Annotated in this window: 22 protein-coding genes; 17 read left to right on the top strand and 5 right to left on the bottom strand. The window is 54.2% G+C overall.

Annotated features, from left to right (window positions below; translation table 11 throughout):
- The first annotated feature begins 45 nt into the window (after positions 1 to 45).
- The 8 genes from fabG (at position 46) to putP (ending at position 9,922) form a co-directional block, all read left to right on the top strand.
- Positions 46 to 789, top strand: coding sequence for a 3-oxoacyl-ACP reductase FabG (gene fabG / locus MRBBS_RS11820; protein WP_014871750.1), 744 nt, complete (start codon positions 46 to 48; stop codon positions 787 to 789).
- A gap of 133 nt (positions 790 to 922) precedes the next feature.
- On the top strand, positions 923 to 1,156 hold the full coding sequence (gene acpP / locus MRBBS_RS11815; RefSeq protein ID WP_014871749.1) for an acyl carrier protein: 234 nt from the start codon (positions 923 to 925) through the stop codon (positions 1,154 to 1,156).
- A gap of 128 nt (positions 1,157 to 1,284) precedes the next feature.
- Positions 1,285 to 2,145 carry an aminotransferase class IV gene (locus tag MRBBS_RS11810; RefSeq protein ID WP_014871748.1) on the top strand — a complete coding sequence of 287 codons (861 nt, stop codon included), beginning with the start codon at positions 1,285 to 1,287 and terminating at the stop codon, positions 2,143 to 2,145.
- 5 nt (positions 2,146 to 2,150) lie between these two features.
- On the top strand, positions 2,151 to 3,269 hold the full coding sequence (mltG, locus tag MRBBS_RS11805) for an endolytic transglycosylase MltG (protein WP_014871747.1): 1,119 nt from the start codon (positions 2,151 to 2,153) through the stop codon (positions 3,267 to 3,269).
- Positions 3,266 to 3,895: a dTMP kinase gene (tmk, locus tag MRBBS_RS11800; protein WP_014871746.1), complete on the top strand. Its 630-nt coding sequence runs from the start codon at positions 3,266 to 3,268 to the stop codon at positions 3,893 to 3,895. Before mltG ends, tmk begins: the two co-directional genes overlap by 4 nt.
- Positions 3,896 to 3,994: 99 nt before the next feature.
- Positions 3,995 to 4,768, top strand: a complete 774-nt coding sequence (locus MRBBS_RS11795; RefSeq protein ID WP_014871745.1) for an AraC family transcriptional regulator — start codon at positions 3,995 to 3,997, stop codon at positions 4,766 to 4,768.
- 245 nt (positions 4,769 to 5,013) lie between these two features.
- Positions 5,014 to 8,193, top strand: coding sequence for a bifunctional proline dehydrogenase/L-glutamate gamma-semialdehyde dehydrogenase PutA (gene putA, locus MRBBS_RS11790; protein WP_014871744.1), 3,180 nt, complete (start codon positions 5,014 to 5,016; stop codon positions 8,191 to 8,193).
- A gap of 238 nt (positions 8,194 to 8,431) precedes the next feature.
- A complete protein-coding gene (gene putP, locus MRBBS_RS11785; protein ID WP_014871743.1) occupies positions 8,432 to 9,922 on the top strand; it encodes a sodium/proline symporter PutP in 1,491 nt (496 codons plus the stop codon).
- A 200-nt stretch (positions 9,923 to 10,122) separates the two neighbouring features.
- Here putP and MRBBS_RS11780 read toward each other — a convergent pair whose 3' ends face one another.
- Positions 10,123 to 12,726 carry a bifunctional aconitate hydratase 2/2-methylisocitrate dehydratase gene (locus MRBBS_RS11780; protein ID WP_014871742.1) on the bottom strand — a complete coding sequence of 868 codons (2,604 nt, stop codon included), beginning with the start codon at positions 12,724 to 12,726 and terminating at the stop codon, positions 10,123 to 10,125.
- 196 nt (positions 12,727 to 12,922) lie between these two features.
- Between MRBBS_RS11780 and MRBBS_RS11775 the strand changes: the two genes are divergently transcribed.
- The 4 genes from MRBBS_RS11775 (at position 12,923) to MRBBS_RS11760 (ending at position 16,386) form a co-directional block, all read left to right on the top strand.
- Entirely contained in the window at positions 12,923 to 13,636 is a 714-nt protein-coding gene (locus MRBBS_RS11775) for a tRNA-(ms[2]io[6]A)-hydroxylase (protein WP_014871741.1), read from the top strand.
- A 57-nt stretch (positions 13,637 to 13,693) separates the two neighbouring features.
- Positions 13,694 to 14,464, top strand: a complete 771-nt coding sequence (locus tag MRBBS_RS11770) for a ferredoxin--NADP reductase (RefSeq protein WP_014871740.1) — start codon at positions 13,694 to 13,696, stop codon at positions 14,462 to 14,464.
- A 77-nt stretch (positions 14,465 to 14,541) separates the two neighbouring features.
- Complete coding sequence (gene yghU, locus MRBBS_RS11765) at positions 14,542 to 15,420, top strand: glutathione-dependent disulfide-bond oxidoreductase (RefSeq protein WP_014871739.1); 879 nt, start codon at positions 14,542 to 14,544, stop codon at positions 15,418 to 15,420.
- 69 nt (positions 15,421 to 15,489) lie between these two features.
- A complete protein-coding gene (locus MRBBS_RS11760; RefSeq protein ID WP_014871738.1) occupies positions 15,490 to 16,386 on the top strand; it encodes a hypothetical protein in 897 nt (298 codons plus the stop codon).
- A 102-nt stretch (positions 16,387 to 16,488) separates the two neighbouring features.
- Here the strand turns inward: MRBBS_RS11760 and phbB are convergent, their stop codons facing one another.
- Positions 16,489 to 17,238 (bottom strand): acetoacetyl-CoA reductase, encoded by a 750-nt coding sequence (gene phbB, locus MRBBS_RS11755; protein WP_014871737.1) that lies wholly within the window; start codon positions 17,236 to 17,238, stop codon positions 16,489 to 16,491.
- A gap of 252 nt (positions 17,239 to 17,490) precedes the next feature.
- Here phbB and MRBBS_RS11750 point away from each other — a divergent pair, with 252 nt between their 5' ends.
- Positions 17,491 to 17,922: a MaoC family dehydratase gene (locus MRBBS_RS11750; protein ID WP_014871736.1), complete on the top strand. Its 432-nt coding sequence runs from the start codon at positions 17,491 to 17,493 to the stop codon at positions 17,920 to 17,922.
- Position 17,923: 1 nt separating this feature from the next.
- On the opposite strand, the gene lpxH is transcribed toward MRBBS_RS11750, so the two are convergent.
- Entirely contained in the window at positions 17,924 to 18,649 is a 726-nt protein-coding gene (gene lpxH, locus MRBBS_RS11745; RefSeq protein ID WP_014871735.1) for a UDP-2,3-diacylglucosamine diphosphatase, read from the bottom strand.
- A complete protein-coding gene (locus MRBBS_RS11740; protein WP_014871734.1) occupies positions 18,646 to 19,155 on the bottom strand; it encodes a peptidylprolyl isomerase in 510 nt (169 codons plus the stop codon). The genes lpxH and MRBBS_RS11740 overlap by 4 nt, the downstream gene beginning before the upstream one ends.
- A gap of 148 nt (positions 19,156 to 19,303) precedes the next feature.
- Between MRBBS_RS11740 and MRBBS_RS11735 the strand changes: the two genes are divergently transcribed.
- The 3 genes from MRBBS_RS11735 to MRBBS_RS11725 all read left to right on the top strand — a co-directional run bounded on the left by MRBBS_RS11735 (position 19,304) and on the right by MRBBS_RS11725 (position 24,771).
- Positions 19,304 to 20,974, top strand: a complete 1,671-nt coding sequence (locus MRBBS_RS11735) for a glutamine--tRNA ligase/YqeY domain fusion protein (protein ID WP_014871733.1) — start codon at positions 19,304 to 19,306, stop codon at positions 20,972 to 20,974.
- 77 nt (positions 20,975 to 21,051) lie between these two features.
- Positions 21,052 to 22,452 carry a cysteine--tRNA ligase gene (gene cysS, locus MRBBS_RS11730; RefSeq protein ID WP_041635274.1) on the top strand — a complete coding sequence of 467 codons (1,401 nt, stop codon included), beginning with the start codon at positions 21,052 to 21,054 and terminating at the stop codon, positions 22,450 to 22,452.
- 138 nt (positions 22,453 to 22,590) lie between these two features.
- On the top strand, positions 22,591 to 24,771 hold the full coding sequence (locus MRBBS_RS11725) for a malate synthase G (protein ID WP_014871731.1): 2,181 nt from the start codon (positions 22,591 to 22,593) through the stop codon (positions 24,769 to 24,771).
- Between the two features lie 65 nt (positions 24,772 to 24,836).
- On the opposite strand, the gene MRBBS_RS11720 is transcribed toward MRBBS_RS11725, so the two are convergent.
- Positions 24,837 to 25,538 (bottom strand): GntR family transcriptional regulator, encoded by a 702-nt coding sequence (locus tag MRBBS_RS11720; RefSeq protein WP_014871730.1) that lies wholly within the window; start codon positions 25,536 to 25,538, stop codon positions 24,837 to 24,839.
- A 119-nt stretch (positions 25,539 to 25,657) separates the two neighbouring features.
- Here MRBBS_RS11720 and dctP point away from each other — a divergent pair, with 119 nt between their 5' ends.
- The gene (dctP, locus tag MRBBS_RS11715; protein ID WP_050996638.1) at positions 25,658 to 26,695 is read left to right on the top strand and encodes a TRAP transporter substrate-binding protein DctP; all 1,038 of its coding nucleotides are present in this window, start codon (positions 25,658 to 25,660) and stop codon (positions 26,693 to 26,695) included.
- The last annotated feature ends 28 nt before the right edge of the window (positions 26,696 to 26,723 follow it).

Below are 26,723 nucleotides of genomic sequence, written 5' to 3'. Positions count from 1 at the left end.
GTTGATTATTCAACTCTAAATTCGTTCTGAATAAGGAAGCATTGCATGTCTCTGGAAGGCAAAGTTGCACTGGTTACCGGTGCTACCCGGGGAATTGGTAAAGCCGTGGCCCGGGCTTTGGCAGAGCAGGGTGCCGAAGTAATCGGTACCGCCACAACCACCGCAGGTGCTGAATCGATCAGCGCCGAATTGCAGGCCGGTGGCTTCAAAGGCTACGGTTTGGTGATGAACGTTGCCGACTTGAAGAGCATTGAAGACGGCCTGAAAACGATCGCCGAAAAATCCGGCGCTCCGCTGATTCTGGTCAATAACGCCGGTATTACCCGTGATAATCTTTTATTACGTTTAAAAGATGATGACTGGGCCGATGTGCTGGAAACCAACTTGACCAGCGTATACCGCACCAGTAAAGCGGTACTGCGTGGCATGGCAAAAGCGCGCTGGGGCCGGGTGATTAATATCAGCTCGGTCGTTGCCAGTATGGGCAATGCGGGTCAAGGTAACTACTGCGCGGCCAAGGCCGGTGTTGAGGGGTTTACCAGAAGCCTGGCAAAAGAAATGTCTGCCCGTGGAATTACGGCCAACTGTGTGGCTCCCGGGTTTATTGATACTGATATGACCCGTAAACTGGACGACGGTCAGCGTGACGCTATGCTGAACGTTATTCCTGCGGGTCGTTTGGGTGAGCCGGAAGAAGTCGCGGCAGTTGTCGCGTTTCTGGCATCAAATGCAGCTGCCTATGTGACGGGTGAAACCATTCACGTAAATGGCGGTATGTACATGGGTTAAGCCCGCAGTCGGGCATGTGCGGTAAACCCTTGGCGCACAATTGGTTACCAACAGCCGCTGCTTGTTTGCAGTTAGGCTTTACACTAAACTGGCAGCAATTGGTTGCTTGGTTGACACACAAAGTGAGGACATTATGAGTACAGTTGAAGAGCGCGTTAAGAAGATTGTTTGTGAGCAGTTGGGCGTTAAAGAGTCCGAAGTTCAAAACTCATCTTCTTTTGTTGAAGATCTGGGCGCTGACTCACTGGACACCGTTGAGCTGGTTATGGCGTTGGAAGAGGAATTCGAAACTGAAATTCCTGACGAAGAAGCCGAAAAACTGGCCAGCGTTCAGAATGCCATCGACTACATCGTATCGCACACCTGATACGCTGACGTTCGATAGGCAGTAAAAAAGCCGCTCTTGGTAATTCAAGGTGCGGCTTTTTTATTGGCCAAAATCGGCTCGAAAGCGGAAGCATAAAAAGAGAAAGAATCAAAAGTGAGAGCTGGCAGATGGTGAATGTTGTTTGGGCGGAAGAGGGCGGGCTGGCGGCAAATGACCGCGGGCTGGCCTACGGTGACGGACTGTTCGAAACCATTCGCATGCAGGGCCAGCGTGGTGCACTGCTGGGCCGCCACCAGCGCCGACTGCTAGTCGATGCCGAACGCCTGGGTATTACGGTTACCCACGATGCCCTGAGCCGCGCCTGCCAATTGGCGGCGGAACGCTATGCTCCGGGTTTTGGTGAAAAATCTGACGCTCATTCCGGGACAGACGGTTGGCTCGGGCAAGGTGGCTGGGTGCTGAAGCTGATTCTTAGCCGTGGCCCGGGCGGGCGCGGCTATCGCCCAGACAGTAACAGCCGCCCGCAGTTGCTGATCAGCGCCGGGCCGTTGCCGCCACTGCCGCCCGCAACGGGCGTGGTCGCGGATATTGCACGGCAAAGATTAACGGTTAACCCACAGTTGGCTGGTATGAAAACCCTGAATCGCCTGGAGCAGGTGATGGCGGCTCGTGAACTGACCGATGGGGTTTTCGAGTTGATCATGCGTGATCACAACGATTGTCTGGTAGAGGGCACAAGAACCAATCTACTGGTAAAGACCACTGCCGGATGGATAACGCCGCCGGCAACGGCTCTGGCGGTAGACGGTGTGATGCGCCAGTGGGTGCTGGATTGCCTGCGCCGCCGCGGTGAACCGGTATTGGAGCGTTCGCTCGGGCTGGCTGACCTTAGGGTGCCCGCCTGCGAAGGTCTGTATTTGCTCAGTAGCGTGCTGGGTGTGGTGCCAGTTTATCAATTGGCTGATGCTCATTTGCCTGTCACCGGCGGACTTGCGACAATCTGTGACCTGCTGACCACTCTGGAATAGATTCCTTGTTTAAAAAACTGTCCTTGTTGAATAAATTAATTCTAATGATGCTAGGCGCGGCGATGCTGACAGCGGCCGGGACGGCGCTGTGGGTGTCCCAAGGCCTGGAAACTCTGGATCTGCCAAGCCAACTGGAACAGCCGCAATTGTTCGCCGTACCCCAAGGTACCGCTTTTAGTCAGGTGGCGCGGCAATTGGAGCAACAGAACCTGGTGCCCGATAGCCTGTGGTTGCGGGTATACGGCAAGCTGCATCCGCAGCAAACCTTGGTTAAGGCCGGTGAGTATGAATTTATAGACGGCCAAAGCCCGAAAAACATGCTGCAAATGATGATTGACGGCGACACCAAGCACTGGGCGCTGCAATTTATCGAAGGTTGGACCTTTGCCGATGCGCGCAAGGCGCTGGCCGCGGCTCCGCGCCTGCAACAAAAAACAGCAGACTGGAGCAACGCTGAAATCATGACGGCTGTAGGTGCCGAAGGCGAGCATCCCGAAGGTTGGTTTTTCCCCGATACCTATTTGTTTATCAGCAGCAACTCTGACCTTGATGTGCTGCAGCGCTCGTTCGACCGTATGCAGAGCGTGCTGGCGGAGGAGTGGGCTGCGCGGGCCGCGGATTTGCCCTACAAAACGCCTTATGAAGCTCTGATTATGGCGTCTATTGTCGAGCGTGAAACCGGCGCAGCGCACGAGCGTAAGCAGGTAGCTGGCGTGTTTGTGCGGCGCATGCATAAGGGCATGCGCCTGCAAACCGACCCAACGGTGATTTATGGCATGGGTGACCAGTATAAAGGCCGTATTACTCGTAAAGATCTGCAGACGCACACGCCTTACAACACTTACCGAATTGACGGCCTGCCGCCCACGCCCATTGCCCTGGCCGGTCGCGAAGCTATTCACGCAGCTCTGCAGCCCGCTGATGGTAAAGCGCTGTTTTTCGTGGCTCGCGGTGATGGCACGCACACGTTTTCCCATACTCTGGCTCAACACCAGCGGGCAGTTCGGCAGTTCCAGCTGAACCGGCGTAGTGATTACCGGTCGTCTCCGGCGCCCGTTGCTCCCGGGGAGGACGCCACCGAGAGCAGCTCCACACAACAGGAAGTACAGGAAAAACAGCCATGAGTCAGCGGGGCCGTTTTATAACTTTTGAAGGCACCGAAGGGATGGGGAAGTCCACCCAGTTGGCCACTGCTGCGGCCAGCTTGCGCGCTGCGGGTATAAATGTTCTGGTCACTCGCGAGCCCGGCGGTACACCGATGGCCGAGGCGATTCGTGAGCTGCTTCTGGCGCCGCGGGATGAACCGGTGCATGAGCTGACCGAGTTGCTACTGATGTTCGCCGCTCGTGCCCAGCACCTGCATACACTTATACTGCCGGCGCTAACCGCCGGGCAGTGGGTGCTGTGTGACCGTTTTACCGATGCAACCTTCGCTTACCAGGGCGGTGGCCGCGGCACGCCTGCCGAGCGTATCGGATTGCTGGAAACGCTGGTGCAGGGCGAGCTTCGCCCTGACCATATTGTGCTGCTCGATGCGCCAGTGGAAACCGGTATGGCTCGCGCCCGCAAGCGTGGAGAGTTGGACCGCTTTGAACAGGAAACCGTTGAATTCTTCGACCGCATTCGCGCGACCTATTTGCAGCGTGCCCGTCGCGAACCTCAGCGTTATCACATTGTTGACGCAGGCCAACCGCTGGCGCGGGTCAGTGCCGATGTGAAACGCTTGTTTCAAGACATAGTCAGTCTTTGAATATTGGCGCGATGACTGCTTTACTTTAGGGGCACGTGGATACTCCGTGCACACGAGTGAATCCTGAAAGGCGCTAATCCGCGTCAAAGAGCGGAACTTATGCTGACCGCAAAGCTGTTGAAACTGCCTACCGCTTCGCACCAGCATCGCCACGAACATCATCAGGTGGTTGTGGGTGTGCAGGGGGAAGCTGATCTGTTCGTTGACGGCAATGCGTCCCACATTGATGCCTGGCGAGCGTGCCTGGTTCCCACAGATGCGCGTCATGATTACAGCGGCGACCAGCGTAATCATGTACTGGTGATCGATGTCGATCCTTATATGCCCAGCGTTGGCAGTAATGCTCACAGCCACTATCAACGCCTGAAGCCTCTGTTCTGGCAACCCAGCACCCTGAGCCTGGACAACCGCCTTCAGGGCCTGGTGCAGTTTGCTGCAGACGAGTTTGACCGGGCTCCGGAAAACAGCTCACTGCACCAGCACTTCGCGGGAACGATTCTGCATTGCCTGGCTCAGCGCCTGGCAGAAACGCCACGCCAACCTGCGCCGCTGCGCAACGCTGTGAACCCGGACATGGTGCGCCGTTTTTTGCTTGAAAATCTGCATCGTGACATCGGCGTTCGGGACATGGCTGCTGTTTCTTGTCTGAGTGCCAGCCGCTTTCACGATCTGTTCCGTCAGAGTACCGGCACCACACCGCACCAATTTCTGTTGCAAATCCGACTCGATCAAGCCTCGAAACTGCTTGAGAGAACGTCACTGTCTGTGTCTGAAATTAGCCACCGCACTGGATTTTCTTCTCAAAGCGCATTGGCTAACGCGCTGAAAAAGTACCGCGGAACGACCGCGAGTGCTCTGCGCGCGCGGCGTTAAGCTCCGTTTTCCTTCCGTTTTCCTTCAATTTCCCCCAATGGCGTCTGATTTTTCGGGTTTTTAGCGAGCGAAGTCAATTTCCGCAGGATTTTGTAAATAAACAGTAGAAATTTGCAAGATCGAGATCCGTAGTAATACTAATGTATGACTATTGGTATTGATAAACAGCCTATCAATTTTTTTGGTGTGCCTGAATTGGAGACAAACTTGCTCCCGGGGTATCCGTTTTTGGCAGAGGTGTCTTTATGTTTCGTGCGAGTAAGGTTCTGGAGCCGGCGTTTCAAGAGCAGCCGCGTTCCTTCTTCTGGCAGGGATTAACGGAAAACTATCAGGTGGACGAAGCTGCCTATCTGAAAGAGCTGATACCGCTTGCACAGAGTGACGCCTCCGAGCACAAGGCGATAACCGATACCGCCAGTTCGCTGATTGGGAAAGTGCGCGCGCAAGACGGCGCTGTGCACATGATTGACGCGCTGCTTCAGGAATACAGCCTGGATACCGAGGAAGGTATCCTGTTGATGTGTTTGGCAGAAGCGTTGATGCGTATTCCGGACAAGCACACGGCTGATGCGCTGATCAGAGACAAAATGTTGAGCGCTGACTGGAAAAAACACGTTGGGCGCAGTGAATCGACGCTGGTTAACGCCTCCACTTGGGGTTTGATGCTGACCGGTCGTGTGGTGAAGATGGACAAACGCCTCGATGGTTCACCGTCGAACGTCTGGAACCGCTTGGTTAAACGCAGCGGCGAGCCAGTGATTCGCGGCGCTATGAACCAAGCCATGGCCATTATGGGCAAGCAGTTTGTATTGGGCCGTGACATCACCGAAGCTCTGAAACAGGCCCGTGATGACCGCAAGATGGGTTACAGCTATTCCTTCGACATGCTCGGCGAAGCCGCGATGGCGCAAGACGATGCTGATCTCTACCTCAAAGAGTATTTACAGGCGATTGAGGCGGTGGGCAACGATCCTGATCCGCAAAATAACGCTCCGCGGCTGTCGATTTCCATCAAGCTGTCAGCCCTGCATCCACGTTATGAAGTTTCCCAGGAACACCGGGTGCTCACCGAACTATACCGTACCGTGTGCGACCTTGTGCAGTTCGCCCGTGACAGAGACGTGTCTATCACCATAGACGCTGAAGAAATGGACCGGCTGGAGTTGTCACTGAAGCTGTTTGAGAAAATCCTGACGTCACCGGCTGCATCCGGCTGGGGCGGTTTCGGCTTGGTTATTCAGGCCTACTCAAAGCGCGCTCTGCCGGCGCTGTGTTGGCTGACCAAGCTGGCGAAGGAAACCGGTGACGAAATTCCCATTCGCTTGGTGAAAGGCGCCTACTGGGACACTGAAATCAAGATGTGCCAGCAAATGGGCATTGAAAGCTATCCGGTATTCACTCGCAAAGAAGCCACCGATACGTCCTATCTGGCGTGCCTGCGGTTTTTGTTGAGTGATTACACTCAGGGTGCTCTGTACCCGCAGCTTGCGAGTCATAACGCACACACCGTTGCGGCGGTTCTGGCTATGGCCAAGAAGCGCAATCGCAAAATTGAGTTCCAGCGCCTGCACGGTATGGGTGACGCTCTGTACAACAGCATTCTCCAAGAACACGACATTCCGGTTCGTATCTATGCCCCGGTGGGTGCCCATAAAGATCTACTGCCGTATCTGGTTCGCCGGTTGCTGGAAAATGGCGCCAACTCCTCATTTGTACATCGCTTGGTAGATGCCAGTACCCCGATTGAACACCTGGTGCAAAACCCGGTGCAGGAACTGCAGAAATACGACTCGCTGGCGAACAGTCGCATTCCTCGGCCTATGGATATTTTTGGCGAGCAGCGCCGTAATTCCCGCGGCATTAATATTCACGTGGCATCCCAGCTAGAGCCGTTAATAAACAATCTGCAGAAGTGGAACAGCGCCCGTTGGCACGCTTGCCCGGTCATTAACGGCGAGCGCCGCAGCGACGGCGATAAAACCGAAGTGCGCGCGCCTTATGACCGAAGCAAACGGGTAGGCGACGTCGTTTGGGCTAATGAAAAACACGCGGAAGACGCCTTAAAAGTGGCCTTTGCCGGCTTCCGCAAATGGAATGAACGCCCGGTTGAAGAGCGCGCTCTGTGTCTTGAAAAGTTTGCGAACCTGATGGAAAAGCACATGGAAGAGCTGATGGCTCTGTGCTGCCAGGAAGCTGGAAAAACCATGCAGGACGGTATTGACGAAGTGCGTGAAGCCGTCGATTTCTGCCGCTACTACGCCAACGATGGCCGTGCCCGCTTTGCCAAGGCCATCGCACTGCCAGGGCCCACCGGGGAAAGCAACGAGCTGTACATGGAAGGCCGCGGCGTTTTCCTGTGCATCAGTCCCTGGAACTTCCCGCTGGCTATTTACACGGGCCAAATTATGGCGGCTCTGGTAGCGGGCAATACCGTGATTGCAAAACCCGCAGAGCAGACCAGTCTAGTGGCCATGCGTGGAATGGAGCTGATGCTGGAAGCCGGTTTCCCGGCCAATGTGCTGCAGTTCTTGCCGGGCGACGGCGCCAAACTCGGTAAGGTGCTGACGCCAGATTCACGCATTGCCGGCGTCTGCTTTACCGGTTCGACCCTAGTTGCACATTTTTTGAACCGCACGCTGGCGCAGCGCAGCGGTGCTATTGTGCCGCTGATCGCCGAAACCGGCGGCCAGAACGCGATGATTGTTGACAGCAGCGCCTTACCTGAACAGGTTGTGCGCGACGTGGTGCAGTCTGCGTTCGCCAGTGCAGGTCAACGCTGTTCAGCACTGCGGGTCCTCTACGTTCAGCAAGACGTAGCCGATCGCATGGAAACCCTTTTGGCGGGCGCTATGAATGAGCTGGTGGTCGGTAACCCACAAAGCCACAGCACTGACGTGGGCCCGGTGATCGACCAGAAAGCCAAAGAGAATCTTGAGAAACACTTGGTCAATCTTGAAGCCAACGCTCGGTTGATTGGGCGCAAAGAGTTGCCAAGTGATTGTTCTGCAGGCTATTTTGTAGTTCCGTCTGCCTACGGTATTAACAGCATTAACGATCTGGACGGCGAGCATTTCGGTCCCATTTTGCACGTAATACGTTACGAGGCAGAACAGCTCGACAACGTCATCGACGAAATCAACACCACCGGTTACGGCCTTACCCTGGGCATTCACAGCCGTAGCGAATCCACCGCCGCCTACATCGAACGCCGGGTAAAAGTGGGCAATTGCTACGTCAACCGTAACCAAATTGGTGCGGTGGTTGGGGTGCAACCATTTGGTGGGCGGGGGTTGTCTGGCACTGGCCCGAAAGCGGGTGGTCCACACTACGTGTTACGTTTCGCTACCGAACGTACTCGCACGATTAACACCACAGCGGTAGGCGGTAACGCATCGTTGTTGTCGCTGGGTATTGAACAGGTTTGAGGGGTGAGATGCTCTTAAATCAGTAGGGAATGGAAACAGCACGAAATGAAAAAAATGAAATGAAACGGTAGGGAGGCAGTAAGTGTTGTGATGTCGAGGCATACGTTGTAGGTAGTCGAGCTTTATCAGGCGAAAACAAAGAAAGTAAAAAAACAAACGGTGCGACCATCTGAATTTACCGGGTGAATGCGCCGAACGGTCGGAGTTGATTCCGTCCTATTTGAACTGGAGGAGTTTCATGGCTATTGGCGTTTGGATCAGTCTAATTGGTTATTTTGCGCTCATGATTGCTATCGGCATTTATGCGATGCGCACATCTACGTCCTCATCCGAAGATTACATGTTGGGCGGGCGATCGCTCAGTCCAAAGGTGGCGGCCCTTTCGGCTGGCGCCTCGGACATGAGCGGATGGTTACTTCTGGGTCTTCCGGGTGCGTTGTACGTATCTGGTTTGGCCTCAGCTTGGATCGGTATTGGCCTGTTTGTGGGCGCGTTCGTAAACTGGACGCTTGTTGCGCCCCGACTGCGCGAACAAACGGTTCATTATGGTAATGCCATTACCATTCCATCCTTTCTGGCAAATCGGTTCCCGACTCAGGCGCTGTCATTGCGCACGGTGTCGGCAATCGTCATCGTTATCTTCTTCGCCGTTTACACCGCGTCTGGCCTGGTTGCTGGCGGTAAGCTGTTTGAAAGTGCGTTTTCCGGCATTTTCAACTTCGGTGGTCTGAACGACTACGCCGTGGGTATTATCATTACACTGGGCGTGGTGCTGGTGTACACGGTTATCGGTGGATTCCTGGCAGTGAGCATGACCGACTTTGTTCAGGGCGTCATCATGATGCTGGCGCTGGTTCTTATGCCGGCGGTTGTGCTCTTTGGTGAAGGCGGCGGCGGTTATACGCAAGCAGCTCAGACCTTGAATGAAATCGACCCCACGCTTCTGTCCTGGACAGAAGGGCTGACCTTTGTTGGATGGCTTTCTGCGGTTACCTGGGGCTTGGGTTATTTTGGTCAGCCTCATATCATCGTGCGCTTTATGGCTATTCGTACCCTTAAAGATGTTCCGATTGCCCGTAACATCGGTATGGGCTGGATGGCTATTTCGCTGATCGGTGCCATTTCTCTGGGTGTCTTTGGCCGGGCTTATGCAGTGCGCAATGGTATAGAGATCGATGATCCGGAAACGCTCTTTATCATCTTGTCTGACCTGCTGTTCCACCCGCTGATTACGGGTTTCCTTTATGCTGCGCTGTTGGCTGCGGTTATGAGTACCATTTCCAGCCAGCTTCTGGTGTCCTCGTCTTCTTTGACTGAAGACTTCTATCGCCTGTTCCTGCGCAAAGAAGCAACTGATCGCGAGTGTGTGAACATTGGTCGTGTTTGTGTGGTTCTGGTTGGACTGGTTGCTGCGTTTATTGCATCTGATCCCGACTCTCAGGTTTTGGGGCTGGTCAGTAACGCCTGGGCAGGCTTTGGTGCAGCGTTCGGTCCGCTGATTCTGCTGTCGCTGATGTGGCCGCGCACTAACGGTACCGGTGCCATTGCTGGTCTGGTTGTGGGTGCGGTTACTGTTATGGTCTGGATTTCACTGGGCTGGGGCGGCGAGTTCATGGGTGGTCCGGGTGTTTACGCGATCATTCCTGGCTTTGTCGCTTCCTGGATTGCGATCATGGCTGTTAGTAGCATGACGGCTGATACCGGTGAATATCAGCACATCGAGCGGTAAACGAAGAGGATAGGGGCAGATTTCAAATCTGTCCCCGATTGTTGATAAAAGGGGCTCCTTCGGGGGTCTCTTTTTTTGTGTCTGGGCATAAAAAACGCCAGCTCTCAGGCTGGCGTTCTCAAAATAGGGGACAGATTTCAAATCTGTCCCCGGTTTGGCTTGGTCTCCGGCTTGATCCCCGGTTTAATCCTTACAAAGGCTTAAGCGATATCGGCTTCTGCAGCTTTGCTGGTGTAGTTGTCCATCTTGTCAAAGCTCAGGTAGTTGTAGATCTCTTTCGACATGCTGTTCAGGTTTTTGGCGTACTCCATGTACTCAGCCGGTGTTGGCAGTTTGCCCAGAATCGCACCTACTGACGCCAGTTCCGCTGAAGTCAGATACACGTTTGCACCATCGCCCAAACGGTTGGGAAAGTTACGGGTGGAAGTAGACAATACGGTGGTGCCAGCGCCTACCCGCGCCTGGTTACCCATGCACAGCGAACAGCCCGGCATCTCGGTACGCACACCGGCTTCGCTGTAGATTTTGAAGTAGCCTTCTTCCATCAGCTGGGACTCGTCCATCTTGGTGGGCGGAGACATCCAGAGGCGCACTTTCAGGGGTTCTTTGTTCTGCTCCAGCAGTTTACCGGCGGCGCGGAAGTGACCGATGTTGGTCATGCACGAACCGATGAACACTTCGTCGACCTTGTCGCCGGCGACATCGGACAGAATGCGGGCGTCGTCCGGATCGTTCGGGCAGCACACGATCGGCTCTTTGATATCGGCCAGATCAATTTCGATGGTGTGAGCGTACTCGGCATCGGAATCGGCGCGCATCAGGCCAGGCTTGGCCAGCCAGGCTTCCATACCCTGGGCACGACGCTCCAGAGTTCGCGCGTCGCCATAACCTTCGGCAATCATCCAGCGCAGCATGGTGATGTTGGAGCGCAGATACTCGGCCACCGACTCTTCTGACAAGTTGATGGTGCAGCCCGCAGCGGAGCGCTCGGCAGACGCGTCAGACAGCTCGAACGCCTGCTCTGCAGTCAGGTGCTCTAGACCCTCGATTTCCAGCACGCGGCCAGAGAATTCGTTGATCTTGCCTTTCTTCTCAACGGTCAGCATGCCTTGCTTGATGCCATAAAGGGGAATGGCGTGCACCAGGTCACGCAGGGTAATGCCGGGCTGCAGTTCGCCTTTGAAACGCACCAGTATTGATTCCGGCATGTCCAGCGGCATAACGCCGGTGGCAGCGGCAAACGCGACCAAGCCAGAACCGGCCGGGAAGGAAATGCCCATAGGAAAACGGGTGTGGGAATCACCACCGGTGCCTACAGTGTCGGGCAGCAGCATGCGGTTCAGCCACGAGTGGATGATGCCGTCGCCCGGGCGCAGAGAAACACCGCCGCGGGTACGCATGAAGTCTGGCATGGTGTGCTGCATTTCCACGTCAATCGGCTTGGGGTAAGCGGCTGTGTGGCAGAATGACTGCATGACCAGGTCGGCCTGGAAGCCCAGGCACGCCAGATCTTTCAATTCGTCACGGGTCATCGGGCCGGTGGTGTCTTGGGAACCCACGGTGGTCATTTTCGGCTCGCAGTAGGTGCCGGGGCGAACGCCTTGGCCTTCTTCCAGTCCGCAGGCTTTGCCGACCATTTTTTGCGCCAGGGTGAAACCCTTGGTGCCAACTTCAGGGTCGTCTGGCAGGCGGAAGATGTCGGTAGCGCCCAGGCCCAGTGTTTCACGGGCCTTGGTGGTCAGGCCGCGGCCGATGATCAGCGGAATACGGCCGCCAGCCTGAACTTCGTCCAGAATCACGTCAGACTTGAAACCGAATTCAGCGATCACATCGCCGTTTTCGTTCAGAATTTTGCCTTCGTACGGGCGGATATCAATTACGTCGCCCATGTTCATGTCGTCAACCGGCGCTTCGAATACCAGCGCGCCCGCGTCTTCCATGGTGTTGAAGAAGATAGGGGCAACTTTGTTGCCGATACACACACCGCCGCCGCGCTTGTTCGGCACGCCAGGGATGTCGTCACCGAAGAACCACAGCACCGAGTTGGTGGCGGATTTACGGGAAGAGCCGGTACCTACAACGTCGCCTACGAAAGCAACGGGCAGGCCTTTGGCGCTGATGTCGGCAATCTGGCTCATGGGGCCGGTAACACCGTGTTCTTCGGGGCTCAGGCCATCGCGGGTCATTTTATAAGCAGCGCGGGAATGCAACGGAATGTCAGGACGTGACCAGGCATCGGGTGCTGGTGACAGGTCGTCGGTGTTGGTTTCGCCGGTGACTTTAAACACCACCATTTTGATGCTGTCGGCAACTTTGTTACGCTTGGTGAACCATTCAGCGTTAGCCCACGATTCAATCACGTCTTTGGCGACGGCGTTGCCAGCGTCCATTTTTACTTTCACGTCGTTGAAAGCGTCGAACATCAACAAAGTGTGTTTGAGCTGAATGCCGGCGGGTTCGGCCAGTGCGGGATCGTCTAACAGGTCTACCAGGGTGGTAATGTTATAGCCGCCCTGCATCATTCCAAGCAACTGAATTGCTTTGCCGTTGTTAATCGCTGGGGAACTGGCTTCGCCTTTCACAAGGGCGGTCAGGAACGCGGCTTTTACATAGGCGGCTTCATCCACCCCGGGCGGAACACGGTTTTCCAACAGGTCAATCAGTACGTTTTCGTCTTCGTTTTCAGGGGCGGACGGCTTTTTCAGCAGTTCCACCAGTGCGGCGGTTTGTTCGGCGTTCAGAGGCTTGGGTGGAATACCCAGAGCTGCACGCTCGGCAACGTGTTCACGGTAAGCTTCTAACACGGTTTGACCCTCATCGGTTGAAGTGTTCCGCTTGGTTGGCGCAAGGCGCCTGGCGGAAATGTTATGGTAAAAAGGCTTTAAACTGGCGTTGCAGTGTATAGGAAAGCCCTTATAAAGTTAAATTGGACAGAGGTCGGAGAGATTTGTTGGCTGCGCTATACTGGCGCATCAATTTTAATCCAATATTCGGGATGCCATGAACGACGCCCTGCAGAGCACTATTTACGGCGCTATCAACAGCACTATCAACAGCAATATCGATAGTACTATCGAGACTAATATCGACAGCACTAACGAACGTATTCACAAGGGTGCTCATGATAGTATTAACGACTTTTTGTTGTGTCGGACGCCTCAGGCCTGGATTGATAATGCTTTGGCGAATCAGGACTTGCTGCTGATTGACCACGCCCACTGCGAGAAAAAAGCAGCTTCCACAGCGCTTAGCCTGATGTACCGTTATGTGGATAACGCCGATCTGCTGCACAAAATGTCGCGATTGGCACGGGAAGAGTTAAGGCACTTTGAGCAGGTTCTGGCTCTGATGACGGTGCGCGGAATCAGCTATTGTCATTTAACTCCTGCGCGTTATGCCGCAGGGCTGCGAGCCGCAGTGCGCAGCAATGACCCTGGGCGTCTGGTCGATTTGCTGGTGATAGGCGCCATCATTGAGGCACGTTCTTGTGAGCGCTTTGCGACCCTTGCACCGTATCTTGATATTGAACTCTCAAATTTTTATAACGGACTTCTGAAATCTGAAGCCCGCCACTATCGCGACTACCTGGCTTTGGCCGTACAGGCCAATAGAGGCGCGGTTGATGACAGAGTTGCGGTATTTTTGGCCATCGAACAAGAGTTGATTGAACAGCCAGATTCCGAGTTTCGTTTTCACAGCGGTCCGCTGAGGTAGCCGCTCGCTAACAAATACGCTATTCCTATCTAACGCGAATTGACACAAGAGGGTGAAATGAGCAATTTGATTAAAGAAACCGTCACCAGTGTGCATCATTGGAACGATACTCTGTTCAGCTTCAAAACCAGTCGCGATCCCAGCTTTCGTTTCAAGAACGGCCACTTTGTGATGATTGGTCTGGAAACGGAAGGAAAACCGCTGATGCGCGCCTACAGTATCGCCAGCGCAAATTATGAAGAAGAGCTCGAGTTTCTCTCCATCAAAGTGCAAGACGGCCCGCTGACGTCCAGACTACAGAAAATAAAAGTAGGTGATGAAATTCTTATTAGTCGTAAGCCTACCGGTACGCTAATTCTAGACAACCTGCTGCCAGGAAAAAATCTGTGGTTGATTGCCACCGGCACCGGTCTTGCGCCCTTTATGAGCATCATAAAAGATCCGGACGTTTACGAAGCCTTTGATAAAGTGATTATAACTCACGGTGTTCGCTACGTTACCGAATTGGCATACCAGCATGAAATCGAGGCCCTGCCACAAAACGAGTTCTTTGGTGAAATGGTGGAAGGCAAACTGCTGTATTACCCGACGGTAACTCGCGAACCTTTTCGCCACACCGGGCGGCTGACACACGCTATGGAAAGCGGCAAAATCACCCAGGATTTGGGCTTGTCAGAGCTTGATGTCGAGAATGATCGCTTCATGATTTGCGGCAGCCCCAGTATGCTCAAAGACACCTGCACCATACTCAACAGCATGGGCTTCAAAGAAGCTCGTGGGGGAGATATGGGGCATTACGTTGTCGAACGGGCGTTTGTGGAGCAGTAAGGTTCTCTTAAGGTTTTATGCCCGCCGATTGCGTCGGCCAGCTCCACACATTCACTTCGCAATTCGGATGGTAAATAATGTCAGACAACATTTACACACCGCCAAAGGTATGGACTTGGGATAAAGCCAACGGCGGTGCTTTCGCCAACATTAACAGGCCGGTTGCCGGTGCTACCCACGATAAGACGCTGCCGATAGGCAAACATCCGTTTCAGTTGTATTCACTGGCGACGCCCAACGGCGTAAAAGTAACCGTGATGTTGGAGGAACTGCTGGAACTGGGTTTTGTGGATGCCGAATACGACGCCTGGCTGATCAACATTGGCGAGGGGGATCAGTTTGGCAGTGGTTTTGTCGAGATAAATCCCAACTCCAAAATTCCGGCGCTGCTGGACCACTCTGCGCAACCGCCGCAGCGGTTGTTTGAGTCAGGCTCCATGCTGTTGTACTTGGCCGAGAAATTTGGCGCACTGTTGCCTGAAGACGCCGCTGGCCGCACCGAAACCCTGAACTGGCTATTTTGGCAGATGGCCAGCACGCCGATGTTGGGCGGAGGTTTCGGCCACTTCTACGCCTACGCACCCGAAAAATACGAGTACCCGATTGACCGCTACGCGATGGAAGTAAAGCGCCAACTAGATGTGCTGGATAAGCAGCTGGCGCACAATCGCTACATTGCGGGTGACACCTACACCATCGCAGACATTGCGATTTGGCCCTGGTACGGAGCACTGGTAAACAATCTGGTTTACGAAGCAGCAGAATTTCTGGACGCGCAAAGCTATACCCACGTGCTGCGCTGGGCCGCAGAAGTGGCAAAGCGCCCGGCGGTACAGCGTGGCCGTATGGTGAATAAAGTGACCGGCGAGCCTCACAAACAGCTCCGCGAGCGCCACCACGCCAGCGATTTCGAACTGCGCACAGAAGACAAAATAAAACCTGGCGGGGGCGCCTGAACGTTGGGCCAAAATAGTCTTCGCAGGTGGTGCACGGTTCGCAGTCGAGCGTCTGCACCTTTAGCCTTGATGCTGGTGGGTGCTCTGGCGGCATTGCTTTATGGTTGCGGAAAAAACGCTGATATCGGGCTGGTCGGGCAGAGCGCAAATCCAGCGCCCGAGACCCTGAGTGCGAATCAGCCGCAGACAGACGGCGGGGGCGTTAGCGACATTTCTCTGGTGTTGAAGCCCGCGCAGCTTGATTGGATTGGGCAGCAGATTTTCCACAACGAATGTGCAGGACAGTTCCGCTGCCTGGTGCACTGGAACGACGGCGAGGCGTTTCCGTCACTTGGTATCGGCCATTTTATCTGGTACCCAAAAGACGTTGAAGCTGGATTTGTCGAGAGCTTTCCTACACTGATCAATTACATGGCCCAGCGCCAGCGGTCTATTCCGGACTGGCTGCGGGACCTGAAGCCGTTTGATGCACCTTGGGAAGACCAGGCTGCCTTTGATGCGGTGGAGAATTCACCCCAGGTCGCACAACTGAGAGAGTTTTTGGCGAGCACTCAGGGTGTTCAGGCCGAATTCATATTTCGTCGCGCGCAAGCATCCATGAAGACCGTTGTTGAGGCGGCACCATTGGCCCGGCAGCTTGCGGTAAGCAATAACCTGGCGCAGCTGAGCCAAACACCGGGCGGAGTTTATGCGTTGGTGGATTATGTGAACTTTAAGGGCGAAGGGTTAGCAGTGTCTGAGCGTTATCAAGGTGAGGGCTGGGGCTTGCTGCAGGTTCTTCAAACCATGCCGGAGCAATCTGCCGATCCGGTGTTGCAACAGTTCCGCGAAGCGGCCGATAAAGTGTTAACCCGCCGCGCTGAGCTAGCGACTCAGGCGCGCGAACGCGAGCAGTGGTTGCCCGGCTGGCGCAAGCGACTGAACACCTATCGCGAGCCGGACGTAATGGCATTGCCGGAATCATAATCGCCAGCCAGCCAGCTGGATGCACTTTTAAAATCTAGTCATTAAAAAAGCCGGAGTTCATACACTCTGGCTTTTTCACTTTAGGCTTTTCAGGGTTTGGCGTTAGCCCATGAACTGGCCGCCGTTGACCACGAGGTCTGCGCCAGTCACAAAGCCAGCGTCGTCGGCGGTCAAAAAGGCCACCGCGCGGGCGATGTCGTCTGGCTGCCCAAGGCGGCCCACCGGAATGTCCGCAACAATACTTTCCAGTACTTTGTCAGGCACTGCGCGCACCATCGGGGAATCGATGTAGCCCGGCGAAATCGAGTTTACGGTCACGCCTTTACGGGCGCCTTCCAGTGCGATCGATTTGGTGAAGCCGTAAACGCCGGCCTTGGCAGCAGCGTAGTTGCTCTGCCCGAACTGGCCTTTGCCACCGTTAATAGAAGATATGTTTACAATGCGGCCAAAGCCACGGTTGCACATGCCCTCGAACGCGTGGCGGCACATGTTAAACATGGAGTTCAGGTTAACATTGATCACCTGGGTCCACTGATCTGCCCCCATTCTTTTCAACGGTGCATCGTTGGTGATGCCGGCATTATTGACCAGCACATCGACGGGTCCGAACTCTTTTTCCACGCTTTCCATAAAGACTTTGCAGCTGTCATAGTCGGCAACGTCCACCGGCATAATGTTAACGGTGTAGCCTGCTTCGGCCATGATTTTTTGCCACTGTTCAGCTTTTTTGCGCGGCTCGTCGCCTGGGCGGTGAGTGGCGATAACGGTACGATCCTGATCGGTCAGCTGTTTGCACATTGCAGTGCCTAGGGCTCCGATTGCACCCGTTACAATGGCGACACGATTTGGCATATGATTCTCCCTTGGATTTTATTTCATATTCCGTTAATTCAGCCCAGCAATAATTTGTGTGTCTGCCGGTTGGTATTTTTTAGTAGTCTGTTTCAACGATGAAAATCAGGTTACATTTTCAGTGTAGCAGGGCAATATAAAAGTTCTGTTGGGCTTTAGTTGCATACCCGTTCTGTTGTTGGAACGCTTTACGTGTGTGTTTGCGCCGGTGTGCGGTTTCCCCGGATTTTTCTGACCAAAAAAGAGATCACGATGGACGAGTTACACGGTTATTATCTGGAAGATTTGGAAGTAGGCATGACAGCCAGCGTAACCAAAATTATCACCGACGCAGACGTTGTGCAGTTTGCTGAGTTAAGCGGCGATAACAACCCGGTTCACCTGAACGACGATTACGCCAAAACCACTCCGTTCAAAGCCCGCGTTGTTCACGGTATGTTCAGCGCAGCGCTGATCTCGGCGGTGCTTGGCACGAGGTTACCTGGGCCGGGTGCGATCTACATTGACCAGCAGCTGCGCTTTAAGGCGCCGGTGTTTATTGGTGACGCCGTTGTGGCGAGTGCGGAAGTACAGGAAATTGATTTGAGACGGCGCCGGGTCAAGCTAAAAACCGTGTGTACGGTCGATGGCAAAGTGGTTGCCGAGGGTTACGCCACCAATATGGTCGATAGCCGCCCGGTCTGAGTTAAAGCGCCTGTTTGTTCAGCTGCAGCGGCTGGTCCGCTGCGGCTTCCAGCCACCAAACGTGGCTATCCCAATCCCCTAGGACAATCCGCTCAGCGTGGTGATCATTCACCTGCAACGGATGCCGGGCCGGGCGATGGGTGTGGCCGTGAATCAACTGCGGCACATGATGCTGTTCCATCACCCGCACTGCTTCTTCTGGTGTCACATCCATAATGGCTTGGGTCTTGCCCTTGTTCTTGGCCATACTCAGTTCGCGCAGTTGGCGAGCCATCAGCTGGCGGTCTTTCAGCGGGCGAGCCAGCAGCATTTGCTGGGTTTTCGGGTTACGCATGTTGGCGCGGAATTTCTGATATTCCACATCGGCGGTGCACAGGCTGTCGCCGTGCATCAGCAGCGTGGGGGTGCCGTAAAGATCAATCACAGTTGGGTCGTCCAGCAGGGTTGCCCCAAGCCGCTGGCAATAATCCTGGCCCAGCAAAAAGTCTCGGTTGCCATGCATCACATACACAGCGGTGCCGCCGTCGCTGACCTGCTTCAATGCGGCAGCAATCTCTTCCTGTAAGGGCGTGTGCTCATCGTCGCCAATCCAGGCTTCAAAGAAATCGCCCAGAATGTACAGCGTGTGAGCACTCACCGCGCGATCGTGTAAGAAGGCAAGAAACGCCCGGGTAATGTCCGGGCGTGACTCTTCCAAATGCAGATCGGAAATGAACAACGTGGTCACGCTGCGTCTCCGTCCTCAAGCACTTCGGCTTTTTCGATGATCACGTCGTCAGCAGGAACATCCTGGTGGCCGGCTTTCATCGTGGTCCGCACTGCGCGAATTTTGTCGACTACGTCCATGCCTTCGGCCACCTTAGCAAAAACGCAATAACCCCAGCCTTCCGCAGTTTTGGCGGAATGGTCCAGAAAACCGTTGTTTTCAACGTTAATGAAAAACTGCGCGGTTGCGGAGTGCGGGTCCATGGTGCGGGCCATTGCAACGGTGCCGGCCATGTTGTTTAGGCCGTTATCCGCTTCGTTCTGGATAGGCGCGTGGGTTTTGCGCGGGCTCATGTCCGGCTCGAAGCCGCCGCCCTGAACCATGAAGTTGCTGATTATCCGGTGAAATATCAGGCCATCAAAAAAGCCCTCGCGCACATACTTTTCGAAGTTTTTAGCGGTTTCCGGTGCTTTGTCATAATCCAGCTCCAGCTTGATAGGGCCGTGGTTGGTTGTCAGTAGAATCATCGGGTTTTCCTGTTTTTTGGGGTAAGTTTGCGCGCACTGCGCGCGTTGTCTGCCATTGTACGCAAGACTTTGGTGTGGCGCATGAGTCTGCTGTGTTTTTATGCGTATAATAGCTCGCTCAGATCCACCTCCTTTTTGCAGAGATTGTATGAGCGCCGAGCCCAAGAAAGCCCATAACTTTATTCAAAGCCTGATTGAAGACGCTGTCGTCAAAGGCGCGCACACAGGCACGGTAGTGACCCGTTTCCCGCCGGAGCCCAACGGATATCTGCACGTTGGGCACGCCAAAGCCATTTGCCTGAATTTTGGCATTGCCAATACCTTTGGCGGCGAATGCAATCTGCGCTTTGACGACACCAACCCGGAAAAAGAAAGCCAGGAATACATCAACGCGATAAAAGCGGATGTGGAGTGGCTTGGTTATCAATGGCAAGGCAAAGTGCACTTTGCCTCTGACTACTTTGATGCCCTGTACAACTTTGCGGAAGAGCTGATTGAGCGCGGCCATGCTTACGTGTGTGCCCTCAGCGCCGACGAAATGGCGGACTTCCGCGGCAGCCTTAAAGAGCCTGGCCGCAACAGCCCATATCGCGAGCGCGCGGTGGAAGAAAACCTGAAACTGTTCCGCCAGATGCGCGACGGCGATTTCCAAAACGGCGAAATGGTGCTGCGGGCGAAGATTGATATGGCGTCGCCCAACATCAACATGCGTGACCCGATTCTGTACCGTATCCGCTACGCTGAGCACCACCAGACCGGCAATAAATGGTGCATCTACCCGATGTACGACTACACCCATCCGATTTCAGACGCGCTGGAAGGCATTACCCATTCCCTGTGTACGCTGGAATTTGAAGACCATCGTCCACTGTATGACTGGGTGCTGGACAACATCAGCGTACCTTGTCACCCGCGCCAGATTGAATTTGCGCGGTTGAACCTGAACTACACTATTACCAGCAAACGCAAACTCAAACGTTTAGTGGACGAGCACGTCGTTGACGGTTGGGACGACCCGCGCATGCCCACCATTTCAGGGTTGCGCCGCCGCGGTTACACGCCTGAGTCTTTGCGCACCTTCTGCGACATGATCGGCGTGAACAAAGCTGGCGGTACCGTAGACGTGGGCATGCTGGAGTTCGCCATTCGCGAAGATTTGAACATACGTTCGCCCCGCGCTATGTGCGTGATGCGTCCGTTAAAGGTAACTCTGACCAACTACCCAGCTGACAAAACCGAAACCCTGGTGCTGCCGGTGCATCCGCAAAATCCGGACATGGGCAGTCGCGAAGTGACCTGGAGCCAAACCCTGTTTATTGATCGCGAAGATTTCGCCCTGGAAGCGCCACGCAAATGGAAGCGACTGGCCCCGGATCAGGCCGTGCGCATGCGCGGTGGTTATGTGATGACTTGCCGCGAAATTATCCGCGACCAGAGTGGCGAGATTATCGAGCTGAAGTGCGAATACGACGAAAACACTCTGGGTGTGAACCCTGAAGGCTACAAGCCCAACGGTGTGATTCACTGGGTATCTGCAACGGACAGCGTGGAGTGCGACATCAACGTGTACGACCGCCTGTTCAACGCGGAAACGCCAGACAGCGATAAAGAAGGCGATATGCTGGATCACCTGAACCCGCAATCTTTGGTAGTTTTGAAAGGCGCCCGCGCCGAACGCAATCTGGCGTTGCCGGCAAGCGACCTGCCGTATCAGTTCGAGCGCGAAGGGTATTTTTTCTTCGACCAGAAGCTGACGGAAAATGCTGGCAAGCCGGTGTTCAATCGCACCGTCACCCTCCGCGATTCCTGGGGTAAATAATCGACCACGAGCCGGCCTTTTAAAAGGCCGGCTCGTTGCGTTCAGGCCCGCAATGGAACAGTAAACGAGAGTATTTTGTGATTAGAATCTATAACACCCTGAGCCAGAAAAAAGAACAGTTCAAACCCATCGAGCCGGGTAAAGTGGGCCTGTACGTGTGCGGCATGACCGTGTACGACTACTGTCATCTGGGCCACGCTCGGATATTGGTAGCGTTTGATGTGATCACCCGATATTTGCGCCACAGTGGTTTTGATGTGAACTACGTGCGCAATATTACCGACATAGACGACAAAATTCTGCGCCGCGCCGCTGAAAACGGCGAGGTGTACACCGACCTGACTGAGCGCATGATTGCCGCCATGCACGAAGACGAAGCCCGTCTGGGCGTGCTGTTGCCGAACGCTGAACCCCGTGCTACGGCATTCATTAGTGACATGATCGCGATGATTAAAACTCTGATTGCCGGCGACCACGCCTACGCGGCAGACAACGGCGATGTGTATTTTTCGGTATCGTCGTTTGCGGATTACGGCAAACTCAGCAGGAAAAAGTTGGAAGACCTGCTGGCGGGCGCCCGGGTAGACGTAGAACAGGCAAAACGCAGCCCGGCGGATTTTGCCTTGTGGAAAGCAGCAAAGCCTGATGAAGTGTTCTGGCCATCGCCATGGGGCAACGGTCGCCCGGGTTGGCACATTGAATGCTCGGCCATGGCCAATCACTGCCTGGGTGACACCTTTGATCTTCACGGTGGTGGGCCAGACCTGTTGTTTCCCCACCACGAAAACGAAATTGCCCAGTCAGAATGTGCCACCGGCCACACGTTTGTGAATACCTGGATGCACGCCGGCGCCATTCGGGTGAACAAAGAAAAGATGTCCAAATCACTGGGCAATTTTTTTACCATTCGCGAGATTATGGAAACCTATCCGGCGGAAGTGGTGCGCTACTTTTTAGTGTCCAGCCATTACCGCAGCCAGGTGGATTACTCAGAAGACAATCTGATTGAATCCGGTCGTAGCCTGACCAAACTTTACAATGCGCTGCGCGGTGTTACTCCGCTGGCCAGTGACGCGGTGGCGCGGACGTCACACGACACGCTGTTCGACAAGCGCATGGATGACGATTTTAACTGTGCGGGCGCGATGGCGATTCTGCACGCGCTCGCCGGCGAGATGAATCAGCAGCGCCGTGATGGTGACGAACAAGCTGCTGCTGCTAGCGCTACGGTGCTTGTTCGCTTGGGCTCGATTTTGGGTTTGTTACAGCAAGACCCGGAGTTGTTTTTCCAGAGTGACAGCGGCAGCGGGGAGGGCAATGAGTTAAGTGCCGAGCAAATCGAGACGATGATTCAGTCTCGTGCGGACGCCCGCAAAACCCGCGACTTCGCCGGCGCAGATCAGATTCGTGACGAGCTGTTAACACGGAGAGTTATTCTGGACGATTCTCGCGAGGGTACCAGCTGGCGGCGCGGTTAAGCCGCCTAAAACGCTGTATAAGCCTTGCTTTATTAGGATCGTACCCCGAGCGAAGGATTCATTTGGGGTATGATCCGATACGCGATATCACGTAGAATGCTGCGTTTGGTAATTTCTTAACTTAGTGAGGGAAATACGATGACATCACGCGTACAGCTTGACGGTCTTCAGGTTGCCGGGAATTTATACGACTTCATCAACAGCGAAGCGATTCCTGGAACGGGTCTGGACGCAGACAAATTCTGGGCAGATTTCGCCAAAATCGTCAACGATCTTGCGCCTCGCAATCGTGAGCTGCTAGCCAAACGCGATTCCCTGCAGGAAAAACTGGACGCCTGGAACCATAATCACCAGCACCAGACTCCGGATATGCACGTCTATAAAGATTTCTTGAAAGAAATCGGCTATTTGGTCGACGAGCCCGCTAATTTCAGCATTTCCACTGTTAACGTAGACCCTGAAGTAGCCGTCATGGCGGGGCCACAGCTTGTTGTGCCAATCATGAACGCGCGCTTTGCCCTGAACGCAGTCAACAGCCGTTGGGGCAGTTTGTACGATGCGCTTTACGGCACCGACGCGATCCCTGAAACAGGCGGCGCCGAAAAGACTGCAGGCTACAATCCGAAGCGCGGCGAGCTCGTGATCGAGTTTGCCCGTGACCTTCTGGACAGTTCGGCACCTTTAGCCTCCGGCAGTCACAAAGACGCAGCGCTCTATCATGTTGCCGGTGGCAAACTGGTTGTGGACCTGCAAAACGGTGACAGCATCGGTTTGAAAGATGAAACCGGTTTTGTGGGTTACACCGGTTCGGCAGACGCTCCTACGGGCATTCTGCTGGTTAAGAACGGCATGCACTTTGAAATCCAGATTGACGCCACCCATCCCATTGGCAAAACCGATGGTGCTCACGTTAAAGACGTGTTGATGGAATCGGCGCTGACCACCATTATGGATTGCGAAGACTCGGTAGCCGCAGTAGATGCAGACGACAAAGTCCTGGCTTACCGCAACTGGCTGGGCCTGATGAATGGCAGCTTGGAAGAGACCTTTGATAAAGGTGGTAAGCCGTTAACCCGCAAGATGAACGCGGATCGCGTTTACACCGCCGCCGACGGTAGCGAGCTGCAACTGAAGGGCCGCAGCGTGATGTTCATCCGTAATGTGGGCCACCTGATGACCAACCCGGCGATTCTGCTGGCAGATGGCAGCGAAGTGCCGGAAGGCCTGCTGGATGGAGTGATGACATCGCTGATGGCCATGCACGACCTGAAAGGCAACAGCCGGTTTCAGAATAGCGCCCAAGGCTCGATGTATATTGTTAAGCCGAAGATGCACGGCCCGGAAGAAGTTGCGTTTACCAACGAGTTTTTCGGTCGGGTGGAAGATGTTTTGGGCTTGCCGCGCTTTACCTTGAAAGTGGGGATTATGGATGAAGAACGCCGCACAACGGTGAACTTGAAGGCCTGCATTCACGCCGCGAAAGATCGCGTGGCGTTTATTAACACCGGCTTTTTGGATCGCACCGGTGACGAAATTCACACCTCCATGAAGCTTGCGCCATTTATCCGCAAAGGGAAAATGAAGCAGGCCACGTGGATTGGCGCTTACGAACAGTCGAACGTAGACATCGGTCTGGAAACCGGGTTTCGCGGTGTGGCGCAAATTGGCAAGGGCATGTGGGCCATGCCGGATTTGATGGCCGATATGCTGGAACAGAAAATCGGGCATCTAAAAGCCGGTGCCAACACCGCTTGGGTTCCATCACCGACCGCTGCCACCCTGCACGCCACGCATTATCATCAGGTGAGTGTGGCTGATATCCAGCAGATGCTGGAAAGCCGCAAGCGTGCAAGTGTGGATGATATTCTTACGGTGCCCATCAATCTGAATTCAAAAGATCTGACCGCTGCGGAAATTCAAGAGGAATTGGATAACAACGCCCAAAGTATTTTGGGCTACGTGGTGCGCTGGATCGACAGCGGCGTAGGTTGCTCCAAAGTGCCTGACATCAATAACGTGGGCCTGATGGAAGACCGCGCCACCCTGCGAATTTCGTCGCAGCTGCTGGCGAACTGGCTGTATCACGGTATCTGCAACAAGCACCAGATTGAAGAGACCATGAAGCGCATGGCACTGATCGTGGACAAGCAGAACGCCGGTGACGCAAGTTATCGCCCAATGGCCGATAACTTTACCGACAGCATTGCGTTTCAGGCGGCTATGGATTTGGTTCTGAAAGGCGCCGAGCAGCCTAATGGCTACACAGAACCGTTACTGCACGCATACCGGTTGAAAGCAAAAGCGAAATACGGACAATAATTCGCCGTCGATGCAGTTTCTACCGCCCAGAAGTCTATGTGGTAGGAACTGCATGTTTCTTGATTTTATTGGGTTATTGGGTCGCGGGCATTTTGAATCGGTTCCCGTGACAAGTCGCTGTACGCCTTGACCCGTACCGCGAAATCGCCAAAATTCTCGCCCTGAATCAGCACGTGTTGCCGAAGTCTCTCCTCCGCTAGTGCCGCATCCCCCGCATTAATTGCTGAATAGATATTGCGATGCTCTTTAATGGAGTCTGTTACGCGACCACGAATTTGAAGCTGTAAGCGACGGTATGGCTTCAAGCGTTGTTTGAGTTGACGTGCTTCGGTGGCAAGGAATGCATTGTGACTGGCGTTGTAAATACAATTATGAAAGTGTTCATTTTCGTAATAGTAGTCGTCAGGGTTTGCTCGAATAGCCGGGTCTTCACAGCGCAGTAACGCACCCTTCAACACAACCAGCTCATCTTCCGTTATGCGGCGGGCGGCCAACCGTCCGCACATCCCTTCGAATTCTGCCATCACTTCGAACATTTCGATGAGCTGATCGAAGCTCACCTTTGCGACAAAGGTGCCTTTTTTCGGTAATACCACCACCAAGCCACTGGTAGAAAGCTGCTGAATCGCCTCTCGGATAGGGGTTCTGGACACGCCGAACTGTTTTGAAAGTGCTTCGGGATCCAATTTCTCTCCGGGTAGCAGGCGGCCATTAATGATGGCGTCTTCCAGGAAATCTTTGAGCTTTTGAGTATTTGGACGCTTCATGCTGGCTTTGCTCCGGCGGTTGTCAACACAGATTTTGCCTCGTGGTCTCTCGCTGTTCATTACGCCACATTGACAATAGTACACATAAAGGATAATGATATATATATCAGCTACGCCTGATGGATATTACAAAAACAAAAGCTTCGGAGAAGATCACTATGAAACTGCCTTTCGCAAAACTGGCTATCGCTGCCAGCCTCTCGTTTTCACTCATTGGTGCAGCCGCAGCCGATACGACATTAAGAGTGTCGCATCAGTTCCCAGGTGGCAAAGGTGACGTCAGGGATGAAATGGTCCAGCTCATGGCCCGTGAAGTAAAAGCCGCGGATGTTGGTCTGGAACTACAAATTTACCCCGGTCAGTCACTGTTCAAAGCAAAAGAGCAGTGGGGTGCGCTCGTTCGCGGACGGCTGGATATGACTTCTCTGCCGCTGGACTACGCCAGTGGACGTCACCCGGAATTCTCAGCAACCCTGATGCCCGGTTTGGTTCGCAGCCATGAACGCGCTCAGCGGCTGAACGACTCTAAATTTATGGATATGATTAAAACGGTTATTAACGATGCGGGTGCCCGGGTGCTGGCAGATGCTTGGTTAGCCGGTGGTTTTGCATCCAATAAGCAGTGTGTGACTTCGCCCGATACTGTCCAGGGGCAGACCATGCGAGCGGCTGGCCCCGCATTTGATGAGATGCTTGCCGTCGCGGGCGCATCAATTGCCTCTATGCCATCGTCCGAAATATATACTGCAATGCAAACCGGCGTGCTGGACGGAGCCAACACCTCTTCAGGTTCGTTTGTCTCTTACCGCATCTACGAGCAGGTAACTTGCCTGACTGCACCCGGGGCCAACGCTCTTTGGTTCATGTATGAGCCAATTCTGATTTCGGAGCAAAGCTGGGGAAAACTCGATGAAGCCCAGCAAAATGCCCTGATGGCTGCTGCGGACAAGGCCGAAGCGTACTTTGCCAAAGAGGCTGCGAATCTTGACCAGAAGATGGCTGACGTTTTTGCAGAGAATGGTGTTGAAGTCGTGAACATGTCACCTGAGAACTATCAGGCGTGGCTCGATATTGCCAAAAAGAGCTCCTACAAAACGTTTGCTGAAAACGTACCAAACGGACAAGCCCTGATTGACGCGGCGCTAGCCGTCGAATAAGCCATTAATAGACCATCGACCGGGGCTT

Source organism: Marinobacter sp. BSs20148 (genome assembly GCF_000283275.1).
GTDB classification, from domain to species: Bacteria; Pseudomonadota; Gammaproteobacteria; order Pseudomonadales; family Oleiphilaceae; genus Marinobacter; species Marinobacter psychrophilus.
Note: the sequence above shows the minus strand (reverse complement) of the source record. Positions and strands in the feature narration are given on the sequence as shown.